Below are 18,454 nucleotides of genomic sequence, written 5' to 3'. Positions count from 1 at the left end.
GCGGTGACCCCGAGCGAACAGACCGTGACCCCCCGCCCGGCCGTGTCCGCCCACGGCATCCTGCTCTCCCAGGCACCCGTCGGCGAGCTCCTGGCGTGGGCGGCCAAGGGCGTGGTGCCGGTCGTCGTGGCGCCGCTGGAAGGGCGGACGGTGCTCGTGCCGCGCGGCCGCCCCGCCGTCGCAGCCCCCTACGACGACGCCGCGACGCTGTGCGCGGCGCGACCGGCGCCGACCCGTCTGGCGCCGACCCTCGGCTGCTGGGTGATCGACGGGCGTGCCGTGCTGACCGTCCAGTCGCGGCACTGGCGTCGTCAGGTGCGCTGGGTCGTCTGGGACCCCGAGCGAGGCGTGCTGCGACCGCCGGGGGTGCAGATCGCGACCCCTCAGCAGGTCGTGTCGGCGGCCGGGGGAGGCTCACGGGCCGAGCTCACGTCGATGCTCGCGGAGCGGCACCACCCGCCGGCGCGGCTGCTCAGCGCGGTGCTGGCCGTGCTGGGACTGCCCGGCGGGCCGTTGCTGCTCGACCCGGCCTCGGCCGAGGACCTGCCCCGTGCGCAGGTGCACCAGCCCGACCCCCGCGAGGTCGCCTACTTCGAGGACGCCGTCAAGGACGCGGTCCTGCTGCGTCGTGAGCTGGGGGTGGACGCGTGACGTCGCTGACCCTGCTCCCCGCTGTCGACGTCGCCGGCGGTCGGGCCACCCAGGTCGCAGCGGGCGCCGACGCCGACCCGCGGGCCGTGGCGCGACGGTGGGTCCAGGAGGGTGCCGAGTGGATCCACCTGGTCGACCTCGACCAGGCCTTCGCCCGGGGGACCAACCGTGACGTGCTGGCGTCGGTCGTCGCTGCGGTGCCGGTGCCGGTGCAGGTCTCCGGAGGCATCGACAACGACGCGACACTGCGTGCAGCCCTGGCGACCGGCGCCGAGCGCGTCAACCTCGCCAGCACCGCCGTGGCCGACCTCCCCTGGGTGCGGGCCGTGGTGGCCGAGCACGGCAGCCGCATCGCGGTGGGGCTCGACGTGCGTGACGGGGACGTCGTGGCCCGGGGAGTCGACGTCCGGCTCGGGACCCTCACCGAGGTGCTGCACGCGCTGCACGACGTGCCGGTGAGCACGTTCGTGGTCGCCGACGCCAACCGTGACGGTCGTCGCCTGGGGGCGGACATCGACCTGTTCCACGCCGTGGCACTGGCTGCGCATGCCCGGGTGATCGCCTCCGGGGGGATCAGCGACCTGGCCGACGTCCGGGCGCTCCGGGCCCTGGTGCCCGACGGCGTCCAGGGACTGGTGCTCGGCGCCGCCCTGCACGAGGGAGCGTTCACCCTGGCAGAGGCGCTCGAGGTGGCGCGCTGATGGCCGGGCGCTTCGACGGGCACGACCCCGCGGGCGGGCACGACACGGCAGGGGTGCCCTGGGCTGGCCGCACACTGACGGGCACCGGGTTCGACGACGACCTGGGACAGGCCGACCCGGCCCTCGCGGCGGCACTGGCGGACCCGGGGGAGGAGGTGGGGCTCGTGGCTGCTGTGGCCGGCGCTCGGCTGCTGGTGCCGGTGGTCGCGGTCGCCGGGGAGGTCGACGAGAGCGCGGGGCTGGCCCGGGACGTCAGCACTGACATGGCGGCGGTCACCCTCGTCGCGCCGGACGGACAGAAGGCCCTGCCTGCTTTCACCAGCCTCGCCACCCTCGCCGACTGGGACCCGGACGCACGCCCAGTGCCGGTGAGCGCCCAACGGGCCGCCCTCGCCGCGGTGCAGGAAGGCTGTCAGGTGATCGTGCTCGACGTCGCCGGGGTCTCTCGCGCGTTGCGCCCCTCGATGGTGTGGGCCCTGGCGATGGGCAGGCCGTGGGTGCCGGCCCATGAGGACGAGCAGGTCCAGGCTGCGGTCGCCCGGGCGGTGGCCGCAGAGGACCGGGTCGCCGGACATGAGCTGTCAGCCGGCCCGCACGGTGCGCTGCAGGTCACCCTCACGGTGCCTCCCGGGCTCGACCAGCAGGCGGTGCAGGCCCTGGTGACCGGGCTGGGGGAGCAGGTCGCCGCCGACGGCGAGGTGCGTGCCCGGATCGACGCCGTCGCCTTCCGGCTGCGCACAGCCTGAGCCGTCCTCCCCGTCGCCCGGTAGGTCGGCCCGGAGCAGCAGTGCTCCGGGCCGACCTACCGCGGCTCGTCGGGGCGAGCCGTCGCGAGGTCAGTGCGGGGGTGTCGACGCGTGCGTGTCCTCATCGGCCGGGGCTCCGGCGGCCTCGGCGCGCGCCTGGTCGTCCTCCCCGCCGGGGTTGGTGCCTCCGACGCGAGCCCGCACCCTGGCCTCGATGCGGGCGCCCGTGTCGGCGTCGACGCTCTTCCAGTAGCCGAAGGCGCGCTCCAGCACGTCGCCCTTGACACCTCCGAGCAGGTGCCCCGCGACGTTGTCGACGAAGTCGGCACGCTGCTGGTCGTCCCAGACCTCACGCACCAGCGCACCCGCCTGGCTGAAGTCGTCGTCGTCCGCACGCAGGGTGTAGGCCTGCCGCACCATGGCGCCGTCGGACTCCCACGAGTCGTCCATCTGCCCCGTCTGGTCGGCGTAGCCGCGACCCTCGCTGTTGGGGGCGTAGACGGGTGCATCGCCGCTGTGCTGGTAGGCCATCGCGCCGTCGAAGGTGTAGGTGTTGTGGTGCTGCACCTGCCTGGGCTGGTTGACCGGCAGCTGCAGGTAGTTGGGACCGATGCGGTGCCGGTGCGTGTCGGCATACGCGAACGCCCGCCCGAGCAGCATCTTGTCGGGGGAGAACCCGATGCCCGGCACGACGGCGGAGGGCTCGAAGGCGGCCTGCTCGATCTCGGCGAAGAAGTTCTCGACGTTGCGGTCGAGGGTCATCGTCCCGACCGGGATGAGCGGGTAGTCGGCGTGCGGCCAGACCTTGGTCAGGTCGAACGGGTTGATGCGGTAGGTGCGGGCCTCCTCGTAGGGCATGACCTGCACCGACAGCGTCCAGCTGGGGTGGTCGCCGGCGTCGATGGCGTCGTAGAGGTCTCGCCGGTGGAAGTCTGCGTCCTCGCCCGCGATGCGGGTGGCCTCCTCGCCCGTGAGGCCGCGCACCCCCTGGTCGCTGTGGAAGTGGTACTTCACCCAGAACTTCTCGCCCTGGGCGTTGACCCACATGTAGGTGTGTGAGCCGTACCCGTTCATCTCCCGCCAGGAGGCCGGGATGCCCCGGTCTCCCATGAGGTAGGTGACCTGGTGCGCCGACTCCGGGTTCAGGGTCCAGAAGTCCCACTGCATGTGGTTGTCCCGCAGCCCGTTGCCACCGCGGCGCTTCTGTGACCGGATGAAGTGCGGGAACTTCATCGTGTCGCGGATGAAGAAGATCGGGGTGTTGTTGCCCACGAGGTCGTAGTTGCCCTCGCTGGTGTAGAACTTCAGCGCGAAGCCCCGCGGGTCACGCCAGGTGTCGGGTGAGCCCTGCTCCCCGGCGACGGTGCTGAAGCGTGCCAGCATGTCGGTGCGCACGCCGGGCTGGAAGAGCGCGGCCCTGGTGTAGGCGGACACGTCGTGGGTGGTCTCGAAGACCCCGAAGGCGCCGCCGCCCTTGGCGTGCACGTTGCGCTCCGGCACACGCTCCCGGTTGAAGTGCGCCATCTGGTTGAGGAAGTGCACGTCGTGCAGCAGGATCGGGCCGTCCGCGCCGACCGTGAGGCTGTTGCGGTCGCTCGGTGCGGGGGCTCCGGTGTCGGTGGTCGATCCGGTGTGTGGGTCGGTCATGCTGTCCTCTCGGTCGGGTCCTTCTCGGTCAGTGCGGCGCCGTGTCCCGGCACCGCGCACAGGTGCCCCAGAAGACGACCTCGGCCTCGTCGACGACGAAACCCTCCGCCTCCCCGGGTGCCAGGCAGGGCGCGGCGCCGACGGGGCACGGCACGTCGCGCAGCCCGCCACACGTGCGGCAGGCCAGGTGGTGGTGGTTGTCCCCGAGCTCCATCTCGTAGCGTGCAGGGGACCGGGCCGGCTGCACCCGTCGCAGGATCCCGGCATCCGTGAGGGTCGCCAGCACGTCGTAGACCCCCTGCACCGAGATCCAGCCGGCGCGCTCCCGCGTCGTCCCGACCACGGTGCCGGCGTCCACGTGGGGGTGGTCCCGCACGACGCCGATGACGGCCACCCGGGGCGCAGTGACCCGCAGCGCGGCCGCTCGCAGCAGCGCGGTGGCATCGGACCCCCGTCCCTCGGTTGCGGGGTCGGTGGTGGGCATGGAGGCCACCCGATCATGAAAACTGGAACGGTTCAACCGCACCGGCGTCGTGAACGGGTGCCGGTCGCCTGGCCGCGGGCACTGTCGCCCTCCCTGCTGCGCGGCGCGCTGGGAGCCCTGACCGTGCCGATGGCGCTGGGACGATCGGTCGGCCAGCTCGCCGTGCTGGCCCTGGTGGCCGGCCTGGTGTGTGCGCCGACGATCACCGCGACGGTGGACGACCTGAGCCGCGTGGTCCCGGAGCGGGCCCGTGGCGAGGCGATGGGCCGGCACGGCTCGGCGATGACGGCCGGCAGCGCAGCAGGGGCGCCGTGGGCCGGCATGGCCGTCGACGTCTGGGGCGCCTCCGGCGGCTTCGTCGTCGTCGGGGGAGTCGACGTCGCCGTCGCGGCAGGAGCCGTGACTGCGGTGCAGGCGCGCCGGGTCGTGCTGTCGCGAGCGCGCCGTCGTGCCGCCTGATTGGTCTGCCGGCTCGACCCGCTGCTACCCTGGGAGCCGACCACGTGTCCGGTGCTCGTCCCGGCCGGCCACAGTGCAAGAGAAGCCTCGAGTTTCCACCCGCGCCGACCGTCCAGGTCGCCGGGTCCCGGTCCGAGTGGCACCTTCGCCCGTCGAGGAGTGCCGACGACCCGGCATACCCGCCGTGTCGTCCCACTCGCCGAGGATCTCCAGGCCTCTCGCGCACCCGGTGCCGAGAGGCCTTTCTCGTCCCCGGGGTCGGACACCTGACATGACGAAGGAGCAAGCACATCAGCGAGCCTCGTATCAACGACCGCATCCGGGTTCCCGAGGTGCGGTTGGTCGGCCCCAACGGTGAACAGGTCGGGATCGTGCGCGTCGAGGACGCGTTGCGCCTGGCCGCCGAGGCGGACCTCGACCTCGTCGAGGTGGCCCCGATGGCACGTCCCCCGGTCGCCAAGCTCATGGACTACGGCAAGTACAAGTACGAAGCCGCCATGAAGGCGCGGGAGGCCCGGAAGAACCAGGTCAACACCGTCATCAAGGAGATCAAGCTCCGCCCGAAGATCGACGCGCACGACTACGGCACCAAGAAGGGCCACGTCGAGCGCTTCCTCAAGGCGGGGGACAAGGTGAAGGTCACCATCATGTTCCGCGGTCGCGAGCAGTCGCGCCCCGAGCTGGGCTTCCGGCTGCTGCAGCGCCTGGCCGAGGACGTCGCCGAGCTCGGCTTCGTCGAGAGCTCACCCAAGCAGGACGGTCGCAACATGGTGATGGTCCTCGGTCCGTCCAAGAAGAAGACCGTCGTGCGCAGCGAGAAGCGCCGCGACGCCGAGCGGGCCGCCCAGGCCCAGCACGGCGAGGGCGGGCAGGACGAGCAGCAGGACCCGTCGGCCGAGACCACCGAGGTCTCCACGAGCTGACATCCGACGCGGCCGCGGCCGGACAGGGTCACTGTCCGGGTCCGGCACGTCCGCACGAGTGATGCACACGCGGCGTCCCTGACGGGGCGCGGCACGAAGAGCAAGGAGATCGGCACCATGCCGAAGATGAAGACGCACAGTGGCGCCAAGAAGCGCTTCCGCGTGACCGGGTCGGGCAAGGTGATGCGCCAGCGCGCCCGCCACGTCCACAAGTTCCAGGAGCGCAGCTCCCGAGCCGCCCGGCGCCTGGCCAACGACGTCGTCGTGGCCCCGGCCGACACCAAGAAGGCCAAGAAGCTGCTCGGTCTCTGAGAGACCGCAGGCTTCCGGCACCACTGCACCACCCCTACTGACTTGCAAGGAGTACTCACGTGGCACGCGTGAAGAGGGCGGTCAACGCCCACAAGAAGCGCCGGGTCGTCCTGGAGCGCGCCAGCGGTTACCGCGGCCAGCGCTCGCGGCTCTACCGCAAGGCCAAGGAGCAGGTCACCCACTCCCTGGTCTACAGCTACAACGACCGTCGGGCCCGCAAGGGCGACTTCCGTCGGCTGTGGATCCAGCGCATCAACGCCGGAGCCCGCGCTCACGGCATGACCTACAACCGCTTCATCCAGGGCCTGAAGGCCGCCGAGGTCGAGGTCGACCGGCGCATGCTGGCCGAGCTCGCGGTGAACGACGAGGCCGCGTTCGCCGCCCTGGTCGAGATCGCCAAGGCCAACGTCCCGGCCCAGGCCTCCGGCGACTCCTCCGCCGCCTGAGCCGTCCGACGCCGGCTACGACGCCCCAGGACCTTGACCGCCGACCTGCCGCTGCTGGACAACCCACGCAGCGAACGGGTCAGGCAGGTCACGGCACTGGGGCGTCGGGCTGTCCGGCGGCGCACCGGGCGTTTCCTGGTCGAAGGGCCGCAGGCGGTGCGCGAGCTGCTGGTGCATGCCTGCGACCACGCCGAGTCGGTCTACCTGACCGCCGAGGCCGCGGACCGGCACGCGGATCTGGTGGAGGAGGCGGCGGCCGGTCGGGTGCGGCTGCAGCACTGCACGCCGCAGGTGCTCGCGGCCATGGCTGACACACCCCACCCGCAGGGCGTGGTCGCGGTGGCCCGCGAGGTCGGCGTCGACGCGGCCCGAGCCCTGGAGGCGGCGGGGCGCTCCGGGTATGTCGTGCTCCTGGCGAACGTGCGTGACCCCGGCAACGCCGGGACCGTGATCCGCGGCGCTGACGCCTTCGGAGCTGCCGCGGTCCTCGTGAGCGACGCCAGTGTCGACGTCTACAACCCGAAGGTGGTGCGGTCCACGGTCGGTGCCCTCTTCCACCTGCCCGTCAGCACCGGGACCCCGCTGCCCGACCTGCTGCGTCTGTGCAAGGAGGCCGGCCTGCGGCTGCTGGCTGCGGACGGGACCGGGCAGACGATGCTGCCGGACGCGGACCTCAGCACGCCGCACGCCTGGGTGCTGGGCAACGAGGCGCAGGGTCTGGGGGAGGACGTGCTGCGGGCCTGTGACCAGGCGGTGGCGGTCCCGATCGTGCGCGTGGAGTCGCTCAACCTGGCGATGGCCGCGACCGTCTGCCTCCACGCGTCCGCGGCGGCCCGCCGCTCTGCCTAGACTTGCGCAGGTGTCCGGACCCAACAAGAACTACGACCCCGTCGAGGTGGCCGCACTCGACCCGGCGGTCATCGAGCAGGACCTGACAGCGGCACTGGCCGCCATCGCCGCCGCGAGCAGCCTGGAGGAGCTCAAGTCCGTGCGCATCGCGCACGCGGGAGAGCGATCTCCTCTGGCTCTCGCCAACCGTGAGATCGGTGCGCTGCCACCGAGCGCCAAGGCGGAGGCGGGCAAGCGCGTCGGTCAGGCCCGGGCGGCCGTCACCCAGGCGCTGAAGGGCCGACAGGCACAGCTGGAGGTCGAGCGGGACGAGCGGATCCTGGTCGAGGAGGCGCTCGACCTCACCGCCGTGCCCGGTCGGCGTCCCCTGGGACGGCGCCATCCGGTCCCGCTCACCGCCGAGCGCATGGCGGACGTCATGGTCGGCATGGGCTGGGAGATCGCCGAGGGCCCCGGCGTGGAGGCCGAGTGGTTCAACTTCGACGCACTGAACTTCGACACCGACCACCCGGCGCGGCAGATGCAGGACACCTTCTTCGTGGACCCGGCTGACGCCGGGCTGGTCCTGCGCACGCACACCTCGCCGGTGCAGGCCCGCTCGCTCCTGGAGCGTGGCGCGCCGCTCTACGTCGCCGTGCCGGGCAAGACGTTTCGCACCGACGAGCTGGACGCCACCCACACCCCGGTCTTCCACCAGATGGAGGGGCTGGCCGTCGACGAGGGCCTCACGATGGCCCACCTCAAGGGAACGCTCGACCGGCTCGCCTACGGGCTGTTCGGCGAGGGCATCACCAGTCGTCTGCGCCCGGCCTACTTCCCGTTCACCGAGCCCAGTGCCGAGATGGACCTGGTGTGCTTCGTCTGCCGGGGCGAGCCCGCCGCCACACCGTGTCGCACGTGCGGAGGCACCGGGTGGATCGAGTGGGGCGGGTGCGGCATGGTCAACCACAACGTGCTGCGTGCCACCGGCATCGACCCTGAGCGCTACCAGGGGTTCGCCTTCGGCATGGGTGTGGAGCGCTCGGTGATGTTCCGCAACGGCGTGGCCGACATGCGTGAGCTCATCGAGGGTGACGTGCGCTTCAACGCCCAGTTCGGGATGGAGATCTGATGCGGGTGCCAGTGGAGTGGCTGGGCGAGTACGTCGCGCTGCCCGAGGACGTCACCGGGGAGCGGATCGCGGCCGACCTCGTGCGGGTGGGTCTGGAGGAGGAGGCGCTGCACGGCAGCGAGGTCACCGGGCCCCTCGTCGTCGGACGGGTCCTGGAGCTGACCAAGGAGCCGCAGCGCAACGGCAAGACCATCAGCTGGTGCCGTGTCGACGTCGGAGCGGCGAACGGCACCGGTGAGCCCCAGGGCATCGTCTGCGGGGCGCACAACTTCGTCGAGGGCGACCTCGTCGCCGTCATCCTGCCCGGCGGGGTGCTGCCCGGAGGGTTCGAGATCAGTGCCCGCAAGACCTACGGTCACGTGAGCGCGGGCATGATCTGCTCCTCCCGCGAGCTCGGGCTCGGGGACGACCACGAGGGCATCATCGTGCTGACCGAGCACCTCGGCGAGCAGGCGGTGCATCTCGAGCCGGGGCAGGACCTCATCGGCGTGCTGGGGCTGGACCGTGAGGTCGTGGAGGTCAACGTCACCCCCGACCGTGGGTACTGCTTCTCCTTGCGCGGCATCGCACGGGAGTACTCCCACTCCACCGGCGCGGCCTTCACCGACCCCGCCGACCTTCCCGTCCCCCCGGCGACGACGGGCGGGTATGCCGTGCGGCTGGCGGACGAGAGCCCGCTGTCCGGGGTCGAGGGGTGCGACCGCTACGTGGCGCGCGTCGTGCAGGGTCTGGACCTGTCGAGGCTGACCCCGCGGTGGATGTCCACCCGCCTCCTCGAAGCGGGCATGCGGCCCATCTCGCTGGCCGTCGACGTCACCAACTACGTGATGCTGGCTCTGGGCCAGCCGTTGCACGCCTTCGACCTGGCCAGGCTCTCCGGCCCGGTCGTGGTGCGTCGTGCCAGACCTGCCGAGACGTTGCGCACGCTCGACGACGTGACCCGCACGCTGGACGCCGAGGACCTCCTCGTCACCGACGGCGGGTCCGACACCGTGCTGGCCCTCGCGGGGGTCATGGGCGGGGAGTCCAGCGAGGTCTCGGCGGGCACGACGGACGTGCTCGTCGAGTCGGCGCACTTCGACGCCCGCACGGTCGCCCGCACGTCCCGGCGGCACCGGCTGTCGACCGAGGCGTCCAAGCGCTTCGAGCGGGGTGTCGACCCCGACGTCACCGCCGTGGCCGCGCAGCTCGCGGTGGACCTGCTGGTGGAGATCGGCGGAGGCACCGCGGACCCCGAGGTGACGGACGTGGACCACCGCGTCGCACGTGCGCCGGTCGTCTTCGACCTCGACCTGCCGGCCCGCTACGTCGGCGTCGACTACACGCACGAGCGTGTCCGCGAGGTCCTGACGGAGATCGGCTGCTCGCTCACCGACCAGGACGCCTCCGACAGGGTCTCGGTGCTCCCACCGTCCTGGCGCCCCGACCTCACGGACGGGCCCACCCTGGTCGAGGAGGTCGCCCGCATCGACGGGTACGACCGGATCCCCTCCGTCGTCCCGTCGCCGACGGGAGGTCGCGGCCTCACCCATGCGCAGCGCCTCAGGCGCGTGGTGGCGTCGGTCCTGGCCGGGCAGGGTCTGTCCGAGGTGCTGACCTACCCGTTCGTCGGGCAGGACCGCTTCGACGAGCTGGGGCTGCCGCTGGACGACGAGCGCCGCCGCGCGCTGGCACTGGCCAACCCGCTGTCCGACGAGGCACCGCTGATGCGCACCGAGCTCCTGCAGACCCTGCCCGAGGCGCTGCGACGCAACGTCTCCCGCGGCACCCGCGACGTCGCGGTGTTCGAGATCGACACGGTCACCCGGCCCGTGGACGACCGTGCAGCGCCGGTGCCCGGCGTCGGCGCCCGCCCCGACGACGCGACGCTCGCGACGATCCGCAGTGCGGTGCCGCACCAGCCGTGGCACCTGGCACTGGTCGCCGCAGGCGAGTCTGACCGTTCGGGGTGGTGGGGCGCCGGGCGCGCCGCCGACGCCGCCGACGTGGTGGCCTGGGCCCGGTCGGTGGCCGAGGCCGCTGGCGTCCCGGTCAGGGCCGTCCCGGCCGAGCGCGCACCGTGGCACCCGGGCCGGTGCGTCGCTCTCCGGGTCGTCACCCCCGACGGCGAGGACGGCCTCCTCGGCCACGCCGGCGAGCTGCACCCCAAGGTCGCGCAGCGTCTGGGGCTGCCCGAGCGCACCGTCGCTGCCGAGCTGGACCTCGACGTCCTCGTCACCGCCTCGGACCGCCGGGTCCAGGCCTCACCGATCTCCACGCACCCGGCCGCCACGTCCGACGTGGCGCTCACCGTCCCCCGGTCCGTCCACCACAGCACGGTCGAGAGCGCCCTGCTCGAGGGCGCAGGTGAGCTGCTGGAGTCGATCCTGCTCTTCGACGTCTACCGTGGTGACCAGATCGAGGAGCACGAGAAGTCCCTGGCCTTCCGTCTCACCTTCCGGGCGCACGACCGCACCCTGCGGACCGAGGAGGTCAACGCCGCGCGTGACGCCGCGATCGCGCGGGCCGCCGCCCTGACCGGGGCCGTCCAGCGAGGAGCATGAGATGACCGAGCACACCCCGACCCGACCAGCCGCCCGCGACGAAGCGCACCGCGTCGCCCTCGTGACCGGAGCCTCCCGCGGCATCGGTGCCCACATCGCCACCGCCCTCGCCGAGGCCGGGTGGAGCCTGGCCGTGCTCGCCCGCAGCGAGCACAGCCTGGCCGACGTCACCGACCGCCTCAGACGCGCCGGGGCGGAGGTGCTGCCGGTGGCCTGCGACGTGACCGACGAGGCCGCCGTGGACGCTGTGGTCGCGCAGGTGCGCGACCACTTCGGCAGCATCGACCTGCTGGTCAACAACGCCGGGCTGATCGAGGCCGAGGTGCCGATCTGGGAGGCGGACCCCGAGGAGTGGTGGCAGGTGGTCGTCACCAACGTGCGGGGCCCCTTCCTGATGACCCGTGCGGTGGTTCCGGTCATGATCGGGCAGGGCGGTGGGCGGATCGTCAACCTCAACTCGGGCGCCGGCACGCGGGAGAACCCCGTGCTGACCGCCTACACCGCGTCGAAGTCGGCCCTGGCCCGGATCACCGGGGGCACGGCGGCAGCCGGCGCCGAGCACGGGGTGCACGCGTTCGACCTGGCGCCCGGGGTCGTCCACACGGACATGACCGCCGCGATGGACATGCACCGCGAACGCACCGACTGGACCGATCCCGGTGACGTGACAGCGCTCGTCCTCGCCCTGGCCTCCGGCGAGCTCGACGCCTGGTCCGGACGCATGGTGCGGGCGGGCGCCGACAGCGTCGAGCAGCTCCGTAGCCGGGGCGCCACCGGGCTCGCCGACGGTGCGCGCATGCTGCGGCTGCGCCCCTGGGGCCCGGACGACCCGGTGGCCACCTGAGGGCGTCATGACCTCACCGCCGGCACTGCCCTACGGGGTGCGGCTGGCCTGGCAGGACCTGCCCAGGTCGGTCCTCGGCTGGGTCGAGGCGGCGCTCGGTGCCCCCGTCGTGCGAGCCGACTCCCAGCCCGGCGGCTTCTCCCCGGGAGTAGCGGCTCGCGTCGTGACCGCCGACGGGGCACGTGGGTTCGTCAAGGCGGTCAGCACGGCCCAGAACCCGGACACACCCGACCTCCTGCGGCGCGAGATCCGGGTGCTGCGCTCGATGCCCGCCTCCGCCGGGGTGCCGCTGCTGCTCGAGGCACACGACGACGGCGAGTGGGTCGGCCTGCTGATCGAGGACGTGGAGGGTCGCCACCCCACCACGCCCTGGGTCCACGCCGAGATCCGCGCCACGTTCGAGGCCCTCCGTGGGCTGGCCTCGCAGACTGCCCCGGAGGAGTGGCCGGCGCTGGAGGACGAGCTGCGGGGCGACTTCGCCGCGTGGTCGCGCATCGCGGCCACGCCGCCGCGGGACCTGGACCCGTGGCTGGCCGGCAGACTCGAGCTCCTGGACGGCCTCAGCGGTGAGGTGCTGCCCCGGTTGGCCGGCCGCTCCATCACACACACCGACACCCGCGCCGACAACCTGCTCCTCACTCCGGGGGGTGAGGTGCGGGTCGTCGACTGGCCGTGGGCCGCACAGGGCGCTGGGTGGGTCGACGCGGCCGCCCTGCTGGTCAACCTGGAGCTCTACGGGGCCGTCGACCCCCTCGACTACCTCCCGCTGGTCCGGGCGCAGGGAGCCACCGACCGGGATGTCGTGGGGCTGGTCGCAGGCATGGGCGGGCTCTTCACCGAGACGTCGGCGCGACCGCCCGCCCCCGGCCTGCCCACCGTGCGGGCCTTCCAGGTTGCCCAGGGCAGAGCCTGCACCCGGCTTCTCCGGCGGTTCGGCGGGCTCTGACCTTCTCGGAGAAGACCCTCTGTGCATACTCATACGTGCGTAGGTATAATCGTGCACCGTGACCACGACCGACCACACGGCTGCTGCCATCCCCACGACGCGTGCAGCGCGCCACCAGCGCATCGCCGACCTGCTGGAGCGGCATGCCGTGGCCTCGCAGGCAGAGCTGCTCGGTCTGCTGGCGCAGGACGGGATCAGCGTCACCCAGGCCACGCTCTCACGTGACCTGCTCGAGCTCGGCGCGGTCAAGATCCGCCAGGGCCAGGGCATGGGGCTGGTCTACGCGGTGCCTGCTCAGGGAGGTGACACCACGCCACGGCCGGCCCAGGACCAGGGCGAGATCTCGGCACGTCTGGCCAAGCTCTGCGAGGAGCTCCTGGTGAGCGCGGCGCACAGCGGCAACCAGGTCGTGCTCCGCACCCCGCCCGGGGCGGCGCAGTACCTCGCCTCGGCGATCGACCGCGGCGACGTCGGTGAGGTCATCGGCACCATCGCCGGTGACGACACGATCCTCGTCATCACCGCCGACCCCGACGCCGGCGCAGCGACCGCTGCTCGGCTGCTCGCCCTCGCTCGGGCCGAGTCCGCCGAGCGGCGCTGAGCCGTCGCGTCCGTGCGAGGGGCAGGTTTACGCCTGTCGGTCCGGCCAGGGATGATGACCGCATGACTGTGAGCCTGTGGGGCGGACGATTCAGCGGTGGCCCGAGTGACGCGTTGGCCGCGCTGTCCAAGAGCACGCACTTCGACTGGCGCCTGGCACCGTACGACATCGCCGGCTCTCGGGCCCATGCGCGGGTGCTGCACAAGGCCGGCCTGCTCGACCGCGACGACCTCACCACCATGCTCGCGGGTCTGTCGCGCCTGCTCGCCGACGTGCGCTCGGGCGCGTTCGTGCCGGCCGAGGGCGACGAGGACGTGCACACGGCGCTGGAGCGCGGGCTCATCGAGCAGGTCGGGCCGGAGGTCGGTGGCCGTCTCCGGGCCGGCCGGTCACGCAACGACCAGGTCGCCACCCAGTTCCGGATGTACCTGCGCGACCAGTCCCGTCTGGTCGGGGCCAAGGTGCTGGACGTGGTGCAGGCTCTTATCGACCAGTCTGCGCGCCATCCCGAGGTGGCCATGCCAGGGCGCACCCACCTGCAACACGCCCAGCCGGTGCTGCTCGCCCACCATCTCCAGGCGCACGGCTGGGCGCTGCTGCGGGACGTGCAGCGCCTCCAGGACTGGGACCGGCGCACCGCCTACTCGCCCTACGGCAGCGGAGCGCTGGCAGGGTCCTCACTGGGACTGGACCCGCAGACGATCGCGCTCGACCTCGGGATGCACGAGGCTGTCGAGAACTCCATCGACGGCACGGCCAGCCGTGACTTCGCGGCAGAGTTCGCCTTCGTGACCGCCATGGTCGCCGTCGACCTGTCCAGGCTGTCGGAGGAGGTCATCCTGTGGGCGACGGCGGAGTTCGGCTTCGTCACCCTCGACGACGCCTTCTCCACCGGGTCGAGCATCATGCCCCAGAAGAAGAACCCGGACGTCGCCGAGCTCGCACGGGGCAAGGCCGGCCGCCTGATCGGCGACCTCACCGGGCTCCTGGCGACACTCAAGGGCCTTCCCCTGGCGTACAACCGCGACCTCCAGGAGGACAAGGAGCCCGTCTTCGACGCAGTCGACACCCTCGAGGTGCTCCTGCCCGCCGTCTCCGGCATGGTGGCGACCCTGCGCTTCCACCCGGACCGGCTGCAGGAGCTGGCTCCGCAGGGCTTCTCCCTGGCCACGGACGTGGCCGAGTGGCTGGTCCGGCAAGGAGTGCCGTTCCGCACCGCGCACGAGCTGGCCGGTGCCTGCGTCCAGGTGTGCGAGGCGCGCGGGATCGGGCTGGACGACCTCACCGACGAGGACCTGCACGACATCAGCCCTCTGCTGACGCCCGAGGTCAGACAGGTGCTGACCGTGGCCGGCTCCCTGGCCAGCCGCGACGCGCACGGCGGCACGGCGCCCGTCCGCGTGACCGAGCAGCGGGCACACCTGATCAAGGAGGTCGCGCGCGCCCGGCACTGGGTCGACGACATGCCCGTCATCCGCGGCTGAGGGGCGCGGTGGCTGCCATCATGGAGGGGTGAGCGCACGGTCGAAGGACCTGTGGGCCGGCGAGGTCCCGGCCGACCCGACGCAGCCGGACACCAGGGACGTCGTCATCGACGTCGTCCGGGTGCTCTCCCTCGCCGTGGTCGTCGCCCTGCACTGCGTCTACGTCCGGCTGACCCTGGTCGACGGCGACCTGGTCGCACAGACAGCGATCGGCGGACCGGTCATCGCCGCCCTGACCTGGGTGCTGCAGGTCATGCCGCTGTTCTTCGTCGCCGCGGGCTTCGCCAACACGCGCATGGTCGACCGCTGCGCCCGGGAGGGCACCAGCGCGACGTCGGCCCAGGCCCTGCGGCTGCGCAGGCTGCTGAGCCCGCTGGCCCTTCTCGTCCTGTTGCTGCTCGGGGTGAGCCTGATGCTCGCGTGGGTCGACCCCGCCGCCGCGCTCACGGTCGGGGCGGAGGCCGGCGCGCACCTCTGGTTCGTGACGGCATACCTGCTCTGCCTGGCCCTGGCGCCGGTGATGGTCGGTCTGCAGGACCGGTGGGGGATGCGGACGGTGGCGGTCCTGGTCGCCGGGGCACTGGCCGTCGACACGCTCCGGTACGCCGGCCTGGTCGACGCGGACACGGCCCGGTTCCCGGGTTTTGCGCTGGTCTGGCTCGCCTGCCACCAGCTCGGCATCGCCTACGCGCGCGGAGTGCTGCGCAGGCGGCCCGCACACCAGGTGCTGGGAGTGGCGGTGACCGGGGCGCTGGTCCTCGTCCTCATGGTGCAGACGGGGCCGTACCCCTCGGTCACGATCGGCCTGGCCGACGCGCCGGTGTCCAACCTGGCGCCCCCGACCGCCGTGCTCGCCGTCCTGGCAGTGGTCCAGTTCGCCCTGGTGACCCTGGCCGGCAGGGCCGTCGAGACCCGGCATCCGCCCGCCGTGGTGGGAGCGACCCTGCTCTGGCTGACCCCGCGCATGGTGCCCATCTACCTCTGGCACGTGCCGGTCCTTGCGGGGGTGTCGCTGCTGGGTCTGCTCGCCCCCGAGGTGCTCCTGCCCGACGACGCGGCGACCTGGTGGCTGCACCGACCCCTGTGGCTGGCCCTGGCCGCCCTCGTCCTGTGGCCGGTGCTCGGGGCGGCGGCAGCCTGGGACCGCCAGCTGAGCCACCTGCCGCTCCGCACCGACCGGATCGCCGTCGTGGGGGCGTCGTTGCTGGGGGTGGTGGGGGCCGCCGTGCTGTGGAGGATCGGTGTCACCCCCACCGTGGGGTCGGTGTCGGCCTGCCTCGCGGTCGTCCTCGCCGTGACGCTGCTCGTCCGGCCCGACCGTCCCACCGCCCGTGGCTGAGGCGCGCGACGAGTCCGGCGAGGTGCGAGCCCGGCTGGCGCGACCGGGGCTGGAGGTCGCACCCACGCTGTTGGGCTGGACGCTGAGCCACACGACGGAGCACGGCACCGTCACCGTCCGGCTCACCGAGGTGGAGGCATACATGGGCGAGGACGACCCCGCCAGCCATGCACACCGCGGGCCGACCGCCCGCAACGCGGTGATGTTCGGCCCGGCCGGACACCTCTACACCTACCTGTCCTACGGGGTCCACTGGTGCTCGAACGTGGTCACCGGTGAGGACGGCCGGGCGTCGGCGGTGCTGCTGCGCGCCGGGCGCGTGGTCGAGGGAGCCTCCCTGGCACGTCACCGGCGTGGCGGACGCGTGAAGGATGCCGCGCTGGCTCGAGGACCCGGCTGCCTGGGACAGGCCCTGGGCCTGCATCGCGGACACAACGGCATGGACCTGCTCGGTGCCGGGCCCCTGCGGCTGAGGCCCACTCCCGACCTGCCGCCGTCCCATGTCGCCAGCGGGCACAGGGTCGGCGTCCGCCTGGCCCACGACGTGCCCTGGAGGTTCTGGGTGGACGGGGACCCGACCGTGAGCGCCTACCGGCGCAGCCCCCGGGTCCGTCCCTGACCTCCGGTCGAGGTGTCGACCGCTGAGCCCGGCCCGCGAGGGCGGTGAGGCACGGATTGCACCCGAGCCGCAGGGATGAGGCAGGCTTGGCCCGACGCCGCCGGCCGCGGCGGCCCGCACACTCCGGAGAGGAACGACAGACCGTGAGCAGCATCGTCGACGACCTGCAGTGGCGAGGGCTGGTGGCGCAGACCACCGACGAGGCGGCCCTGCGCGAAGCGCTCGACGGGGGCAGCCTGACGGTCTACTGCGGGTTCGACCCCACCGCGCCCTCCCTGCACTTCGGCAACCTGGTCCAGCTGGTCCTGCTGCGCCGGCTGCAGCGTGCCGGGCATCGGGTGATCTGCCTGGTGGGGGGGTCGACGGGACTGATCGGTGACCCGAAGGCGACGTCCGAGCGCGCCCTCAAGACCCGGGAGCAGACCGCCGCGAACGTGGCGCGGATCAAGGAGCTGGTCCGGCCCTTCCTCGACTTCGACGGGGGCAACCCGGCGCTTCTGGTCGACAACCTCGACTGGACCGCGTCCTTGAGCGCGCTCGACTTCCTGCGCGACGTCGGGCGGCACTTCAGGGTCAACCAGATGATCCGCAAGGATGCGATCGCGGCGCGCCTGGAGAGCCACGAGGGGATCTCCTACACCGAGTTCAGCTACCAGCTGCTGCAGGCGTTCGACTACCTGCACCTCTACCGTGAGTACGGCTGCACCCTGCAGACCGGGGGAAGCGACCAGTGGGGCAACCTGACGGCAGGCGTCGACCTGATCCACCGGGCGGAGGGAGCCTCGGTGCACCTCCTCACGACCCCGTTGCTGACCGACGCGGCGGGCAACAAGTTCGGCAAGTCCGAGGGCAACGCCGTCTGGCTGTCCGCCGACATGTACAGCCCGTACGCGTTCTACCAGTACTGGATCAACATCGAGGACGCCTCGGTCATCGAGCTGCTGAAGGTGTTCACCGACCGCACCCCTGAGGAGGTCAGCCGGCTCGAGACCTCGCTCCAGGAGCGGCCGCACGCGCGCGAGGCGCACCGGACCCTGGCCCGCGACGTGACGACCCTCGTCCACGGTCGGGAGGCGACGGACCAGGTCGAGACCGCCAGCCAGGTGCTCTTCGGAAAGGCCGACCCCGGGTCGCTCGACGCCAGGACGCTCGCCGACGCGACGGCGGAGCTGCCGGTCGCCGTCGCCATGCCCGGCCAGAGCATCCTCGACGCGCTGGTGGCCACCGGCCTGGCGGACAGCAGAGGGGCAGCCCGTCGGCTGGTCGCCGAGGGCGGTGTCAGCCTGAACAACGCGCGGCTCGGCGATGCGGAACAGCTCCTGTCGAGCGGCGACTTCCTGCACGGGGAGGTGGCACTCCTCAAGCGTGGCCGCAAACACCTGGCAGCCGTCCGACCCGGCCCGACGCACCACACCGCTGCACCCACAGCCCGCTGACCTGCGGATTTGTCCTGCGACGCGATGCCGTCTAATGTTTCACCTCGCCAGCCCGAACGGGGAGGCACGGACACCGAGACGGAATTCTGATCCGCTCGCTGGCCGGTCCCCGGGTCTGGACATCGTCCGCAGACGCCGTCGAGCGTCAGCAGAGCATGCAGCGCACGAGTCACGTTGACTCGGGCCGCAGCCGGCGGATACAGTGAAGAGGTTGCCCCGGTCGGGGTTGCACCGGTTGTGGTGTGGCTTTGGTTGGTGTGTGTCCGATTCTTGAGAACTCAACAGCGTGCCAAAAATTGATGCCAAGTTTGTT

Annotated in this window: 19 protein-coding genes; 17 read left to right on the top strand and 2 right to left on the bottom strand. The window is 72.3% G+C overall.

Features of this window, described 5'->3' with window-relative positions; all coding sequences use genetic code 11:
- Window positions 1–3 precede the first annotated feature (3 nt).
- Genes LVO85_RS15550 through LVO85_RS15540 form a run of 3 tightly spaced genes read left to right on the top strand, consistent with a single transcriptional unit; the run spans window position 4 to window position 2,098 of the window.
- Window positions 4–651, top strand: a complete 648-nt coding sequence (locus LVO85_RS15550; RefSeq protein WP_232748439.1) for a hypothetical protein — start codon at window positions 4–6, stop codon at window positions 649–651.
- Entirely contained in the window at window positions 648–1,352 is a 705-nt protein-coding gene (locus LVO85_RS15545; RefSeq protein WP_232748432.1) for a HisA/HisF-related TIM barrel protein, read from the top strand. The genes LVO85_RS15550 and LVO85_RS15545 overlap by 4 nt, the downstream gene beginning before the upstream one ends.
- Window positions 1,352–2,098 (top strand): SseB family protein, encoded by a 747-nt coding sequence (locus tag LVO85_RS15540; protein ID WP_232748430.1) that lies wholly within the window; start codon window positions 1,352–1,354, stop codon window positions 2,096–2,098. The genes LVO85_RS15545 and LVO85_RS15540 overlap by 1 nt, the downstream gene beginning before the upstream one ends.
- Window positions 2,099–2,188: 90 nt before the next feature.
- Here LVO85_RS15540 and LVO85_RS15535 read toward each other — a convergent pair whose 3' ends face one another.
- Together LVO85_RS15535 and LVO85_RS15530 are read right to left on the bottom strand one after the other, a co-directional pair.
- Window positions 2,189–3,745, bottom strand: a complete 1,557-nt coding sequence (locus tag LVO85_RS15535) for a catalase (RefSeq protein WP_232748426.1) — start codon at window positions 3,743–3,745, stop codon at window positions 2,189–2,191.
- Window positions 3,746–3,773: 28 nt separating this feature from the next.
- Entirely contained in the window at window positions 3,774–4,229 is a 456-nt protein-coding gene (locus LVO85_RS15530; RefSeq protein WP_232748418.1) for a Fur family transcriptional regulator, read from the bottom strand.
- Window positions 4,230–4,244: 15 nt separating this feature from the next.
- Here LVO85_RS15530 and LVO85_RS15525 point away from each other — a divergent pair, with 15 nt between their 5' ends.
- The 14 genes from LVO85_RS15525 to tyrS all read left to right on the top strand — a co-directional run bounded on the left by LVO85_RS15525 (window position 4,245) and on the right by tyrS (window position 18,141).
- The gene (locus LVO85_RS15525) at window positions 4,245–4,688 is read left to right on the top strand and encodes an MFS transporter (protein ID WP_232748410.1); all 444 of its coding nucleotides are present in this window, start codon (window positions 4,245–4,247) and stop codon (window positions 4,686–4,688) included.
- A 332-nt stretch (window positions 4,689–5,020) separates the two neighbouring features.
- Window positions 5,021–5,611 (top strand): translation initiation factor IF-3, encoded by a 591-nt coding sequence (gene infC, locus LVO85_RS15520; RefSeq protein ID WP_456299709.1) that lies wholly within the window; start codon window positions 5,021–5,023, stop codon window positions 5,609–5,611.
- 117 nt (window positions 5,612–5,728) lie between these two features.
- Window positions 5,729–5,923, top strand: coding sequence for a 50S ribosomal protein L35 (gene rpmI / locus LVO85_RS15515; RefSeq protein ID WP_232748408.1), 195 nt, complete (start codon window positions 5,729–5,731; stop codon window positions 5,921–5,923).
- Window positions 5,924–5,982: 59 nt separating this feature from the next.
- A complete protein-coding gene (rplT, locus tag LVO85_RS15510; RefSeq protein ID WP_232748406.1) occupies window positions 5,983–6,369 on the top strand; it encodes a 50S ribosomal protein L20 in 387 nt (128 codons plus the stop codon).
- 33 nt (window positions 6,370–6,402) lie between these two features.
- Window positions 6,403–7,218 (top strand): TrmH family RNA methyltransferase, encoded by an 816-nt coding sequence (locus LVO85_RS15505; RefSeq protein WP_232748405.1) that lies wholly within the window; start codon window positions 6,403–6,405, stop codon window positions 7,216–7,218.
- Window positions 7,219–7,228: 10 nt separating this feature from the next.
- A complete protein-coding gene (gene pheS, locus LVO85_RS15500; RefSeq protein WP_232748404.1) occupies window positions 7,229–8,329 on the top strand; it encodes a phenylalanine--tRNA ligase subunit alpha in 1,101 nt (366 codons plus the stop codon).
- Entirely contained in the window at window positions 8,329–10,872 is a 2,544-nt protein-coding gene (gene pheT / locus LVO85_RS15495; protein WP_232748403.1) for a phenylalanine--tRNA ligase subunit beta, read from the top strand. The genes pheS and pheT overlap by 1 nt, the downstream gene beginning before the upstream one ends.
- Window position 10,873: 1 nt before the next feature.
- Window positions 10,874–11,716 carry an SDR family NAD(P)-dependent oxidoreductase gene (locus LVO85_RS15490; protein ID WP_232748402.1) on the top strand — a complete coding sequence of 281 codons (843 nt, stop codon included), beginning with the start codon at window positions 10,874–10,876 and terminating at the stop codon, window positions 11,714–11,716.
- Window positions 11,717–11,723: 7 nt separating this feature from the next.
- Window positions 11,724–12,662, top strand: coding sequence for a phosphotransferase (locus LVO85_RS15485; RefSeq protein ID WP_232748401.1), 939 nt, complete (start codon window positions 11,724–11,726; stop codon window positions 12,660–12,662).
- Between the two features lie 58 nt (window positions 12,663–12,720).
- Window positions 12,721–13,263: an arginine repressor gene (locus LVO85_RS15480; RefSeq protein ID WP_232748400.1), complete on the top strand. Its 543-nt coding sequence runs from the start codon at window positions 12,721–12,723 to the stop codon at window positions 13,261–13,263.
- 62 nt (window positions 13,264–13,325) lie between these two features.
- Window positions 13,326–14,747: an argininosuccinate lyase gene (gene argH / locus LVO85_RS15475; protein WP_232748399.1), complete on the top strand. Its 1,422-nt coding sequence runs from the start codon at window positions 13,326–13,328 to the stop codon at window positions 14,745–14,747.
- 28 nt (window positions 14,748–14,775) lie between these two features.
- Entirely contained in the window at window positions 14,776–16,086 is a 1,311-nt protein-coding gene (locus LVO85_RS15470) for an acyltransferase family protein (RefSeq protein WP_232748398.1), read from the top strand.
- Window positions 16,079–16,705, top strand: a complete 627-nt coding sequence (locus LVO85_RS15465) for a DNA-3-methyladenine glycosylase (protein WP_232748397.1) — start codon at window positions 16,079–16,081, stop codon at window positions 16,703–16,705. Before LVO85_RS15470 ends, LVO85_RS15465 begins: the two co-directional genes overlap by 8 nt.
- A gap of 143 nt (window positions 16,706–16,848) precedes the next feature.
- Window positions 16,849–18,141: a tyrosine--tRNA ligase gene (tyrS, locus tag LVO85_RS15460; RefSeq protein ID WP_232748396.1), complete on the top strand. Its 1,293-nt coding sequence runs from the start codon at window positions 16,849–16,851 to the stop codon at window positions 18,139–18,141.
- Window positions 18,142–18,454 lie beyond the last annotated feature (313 nt).

Source organism: Ornithinimicrobium sediminis (assembly GCF_021272345.1).
Taxonomy (GTDB): Bacteria; Actinomycetota; Actinomycetes; order Actinomycetales; family Dermatophilaceae; genus Ornithinicoccus; species Ornithinicoccus sediminis_B.
This window is presented reverse-complemented; position numbering and strand designations above follow the sequence as displayed.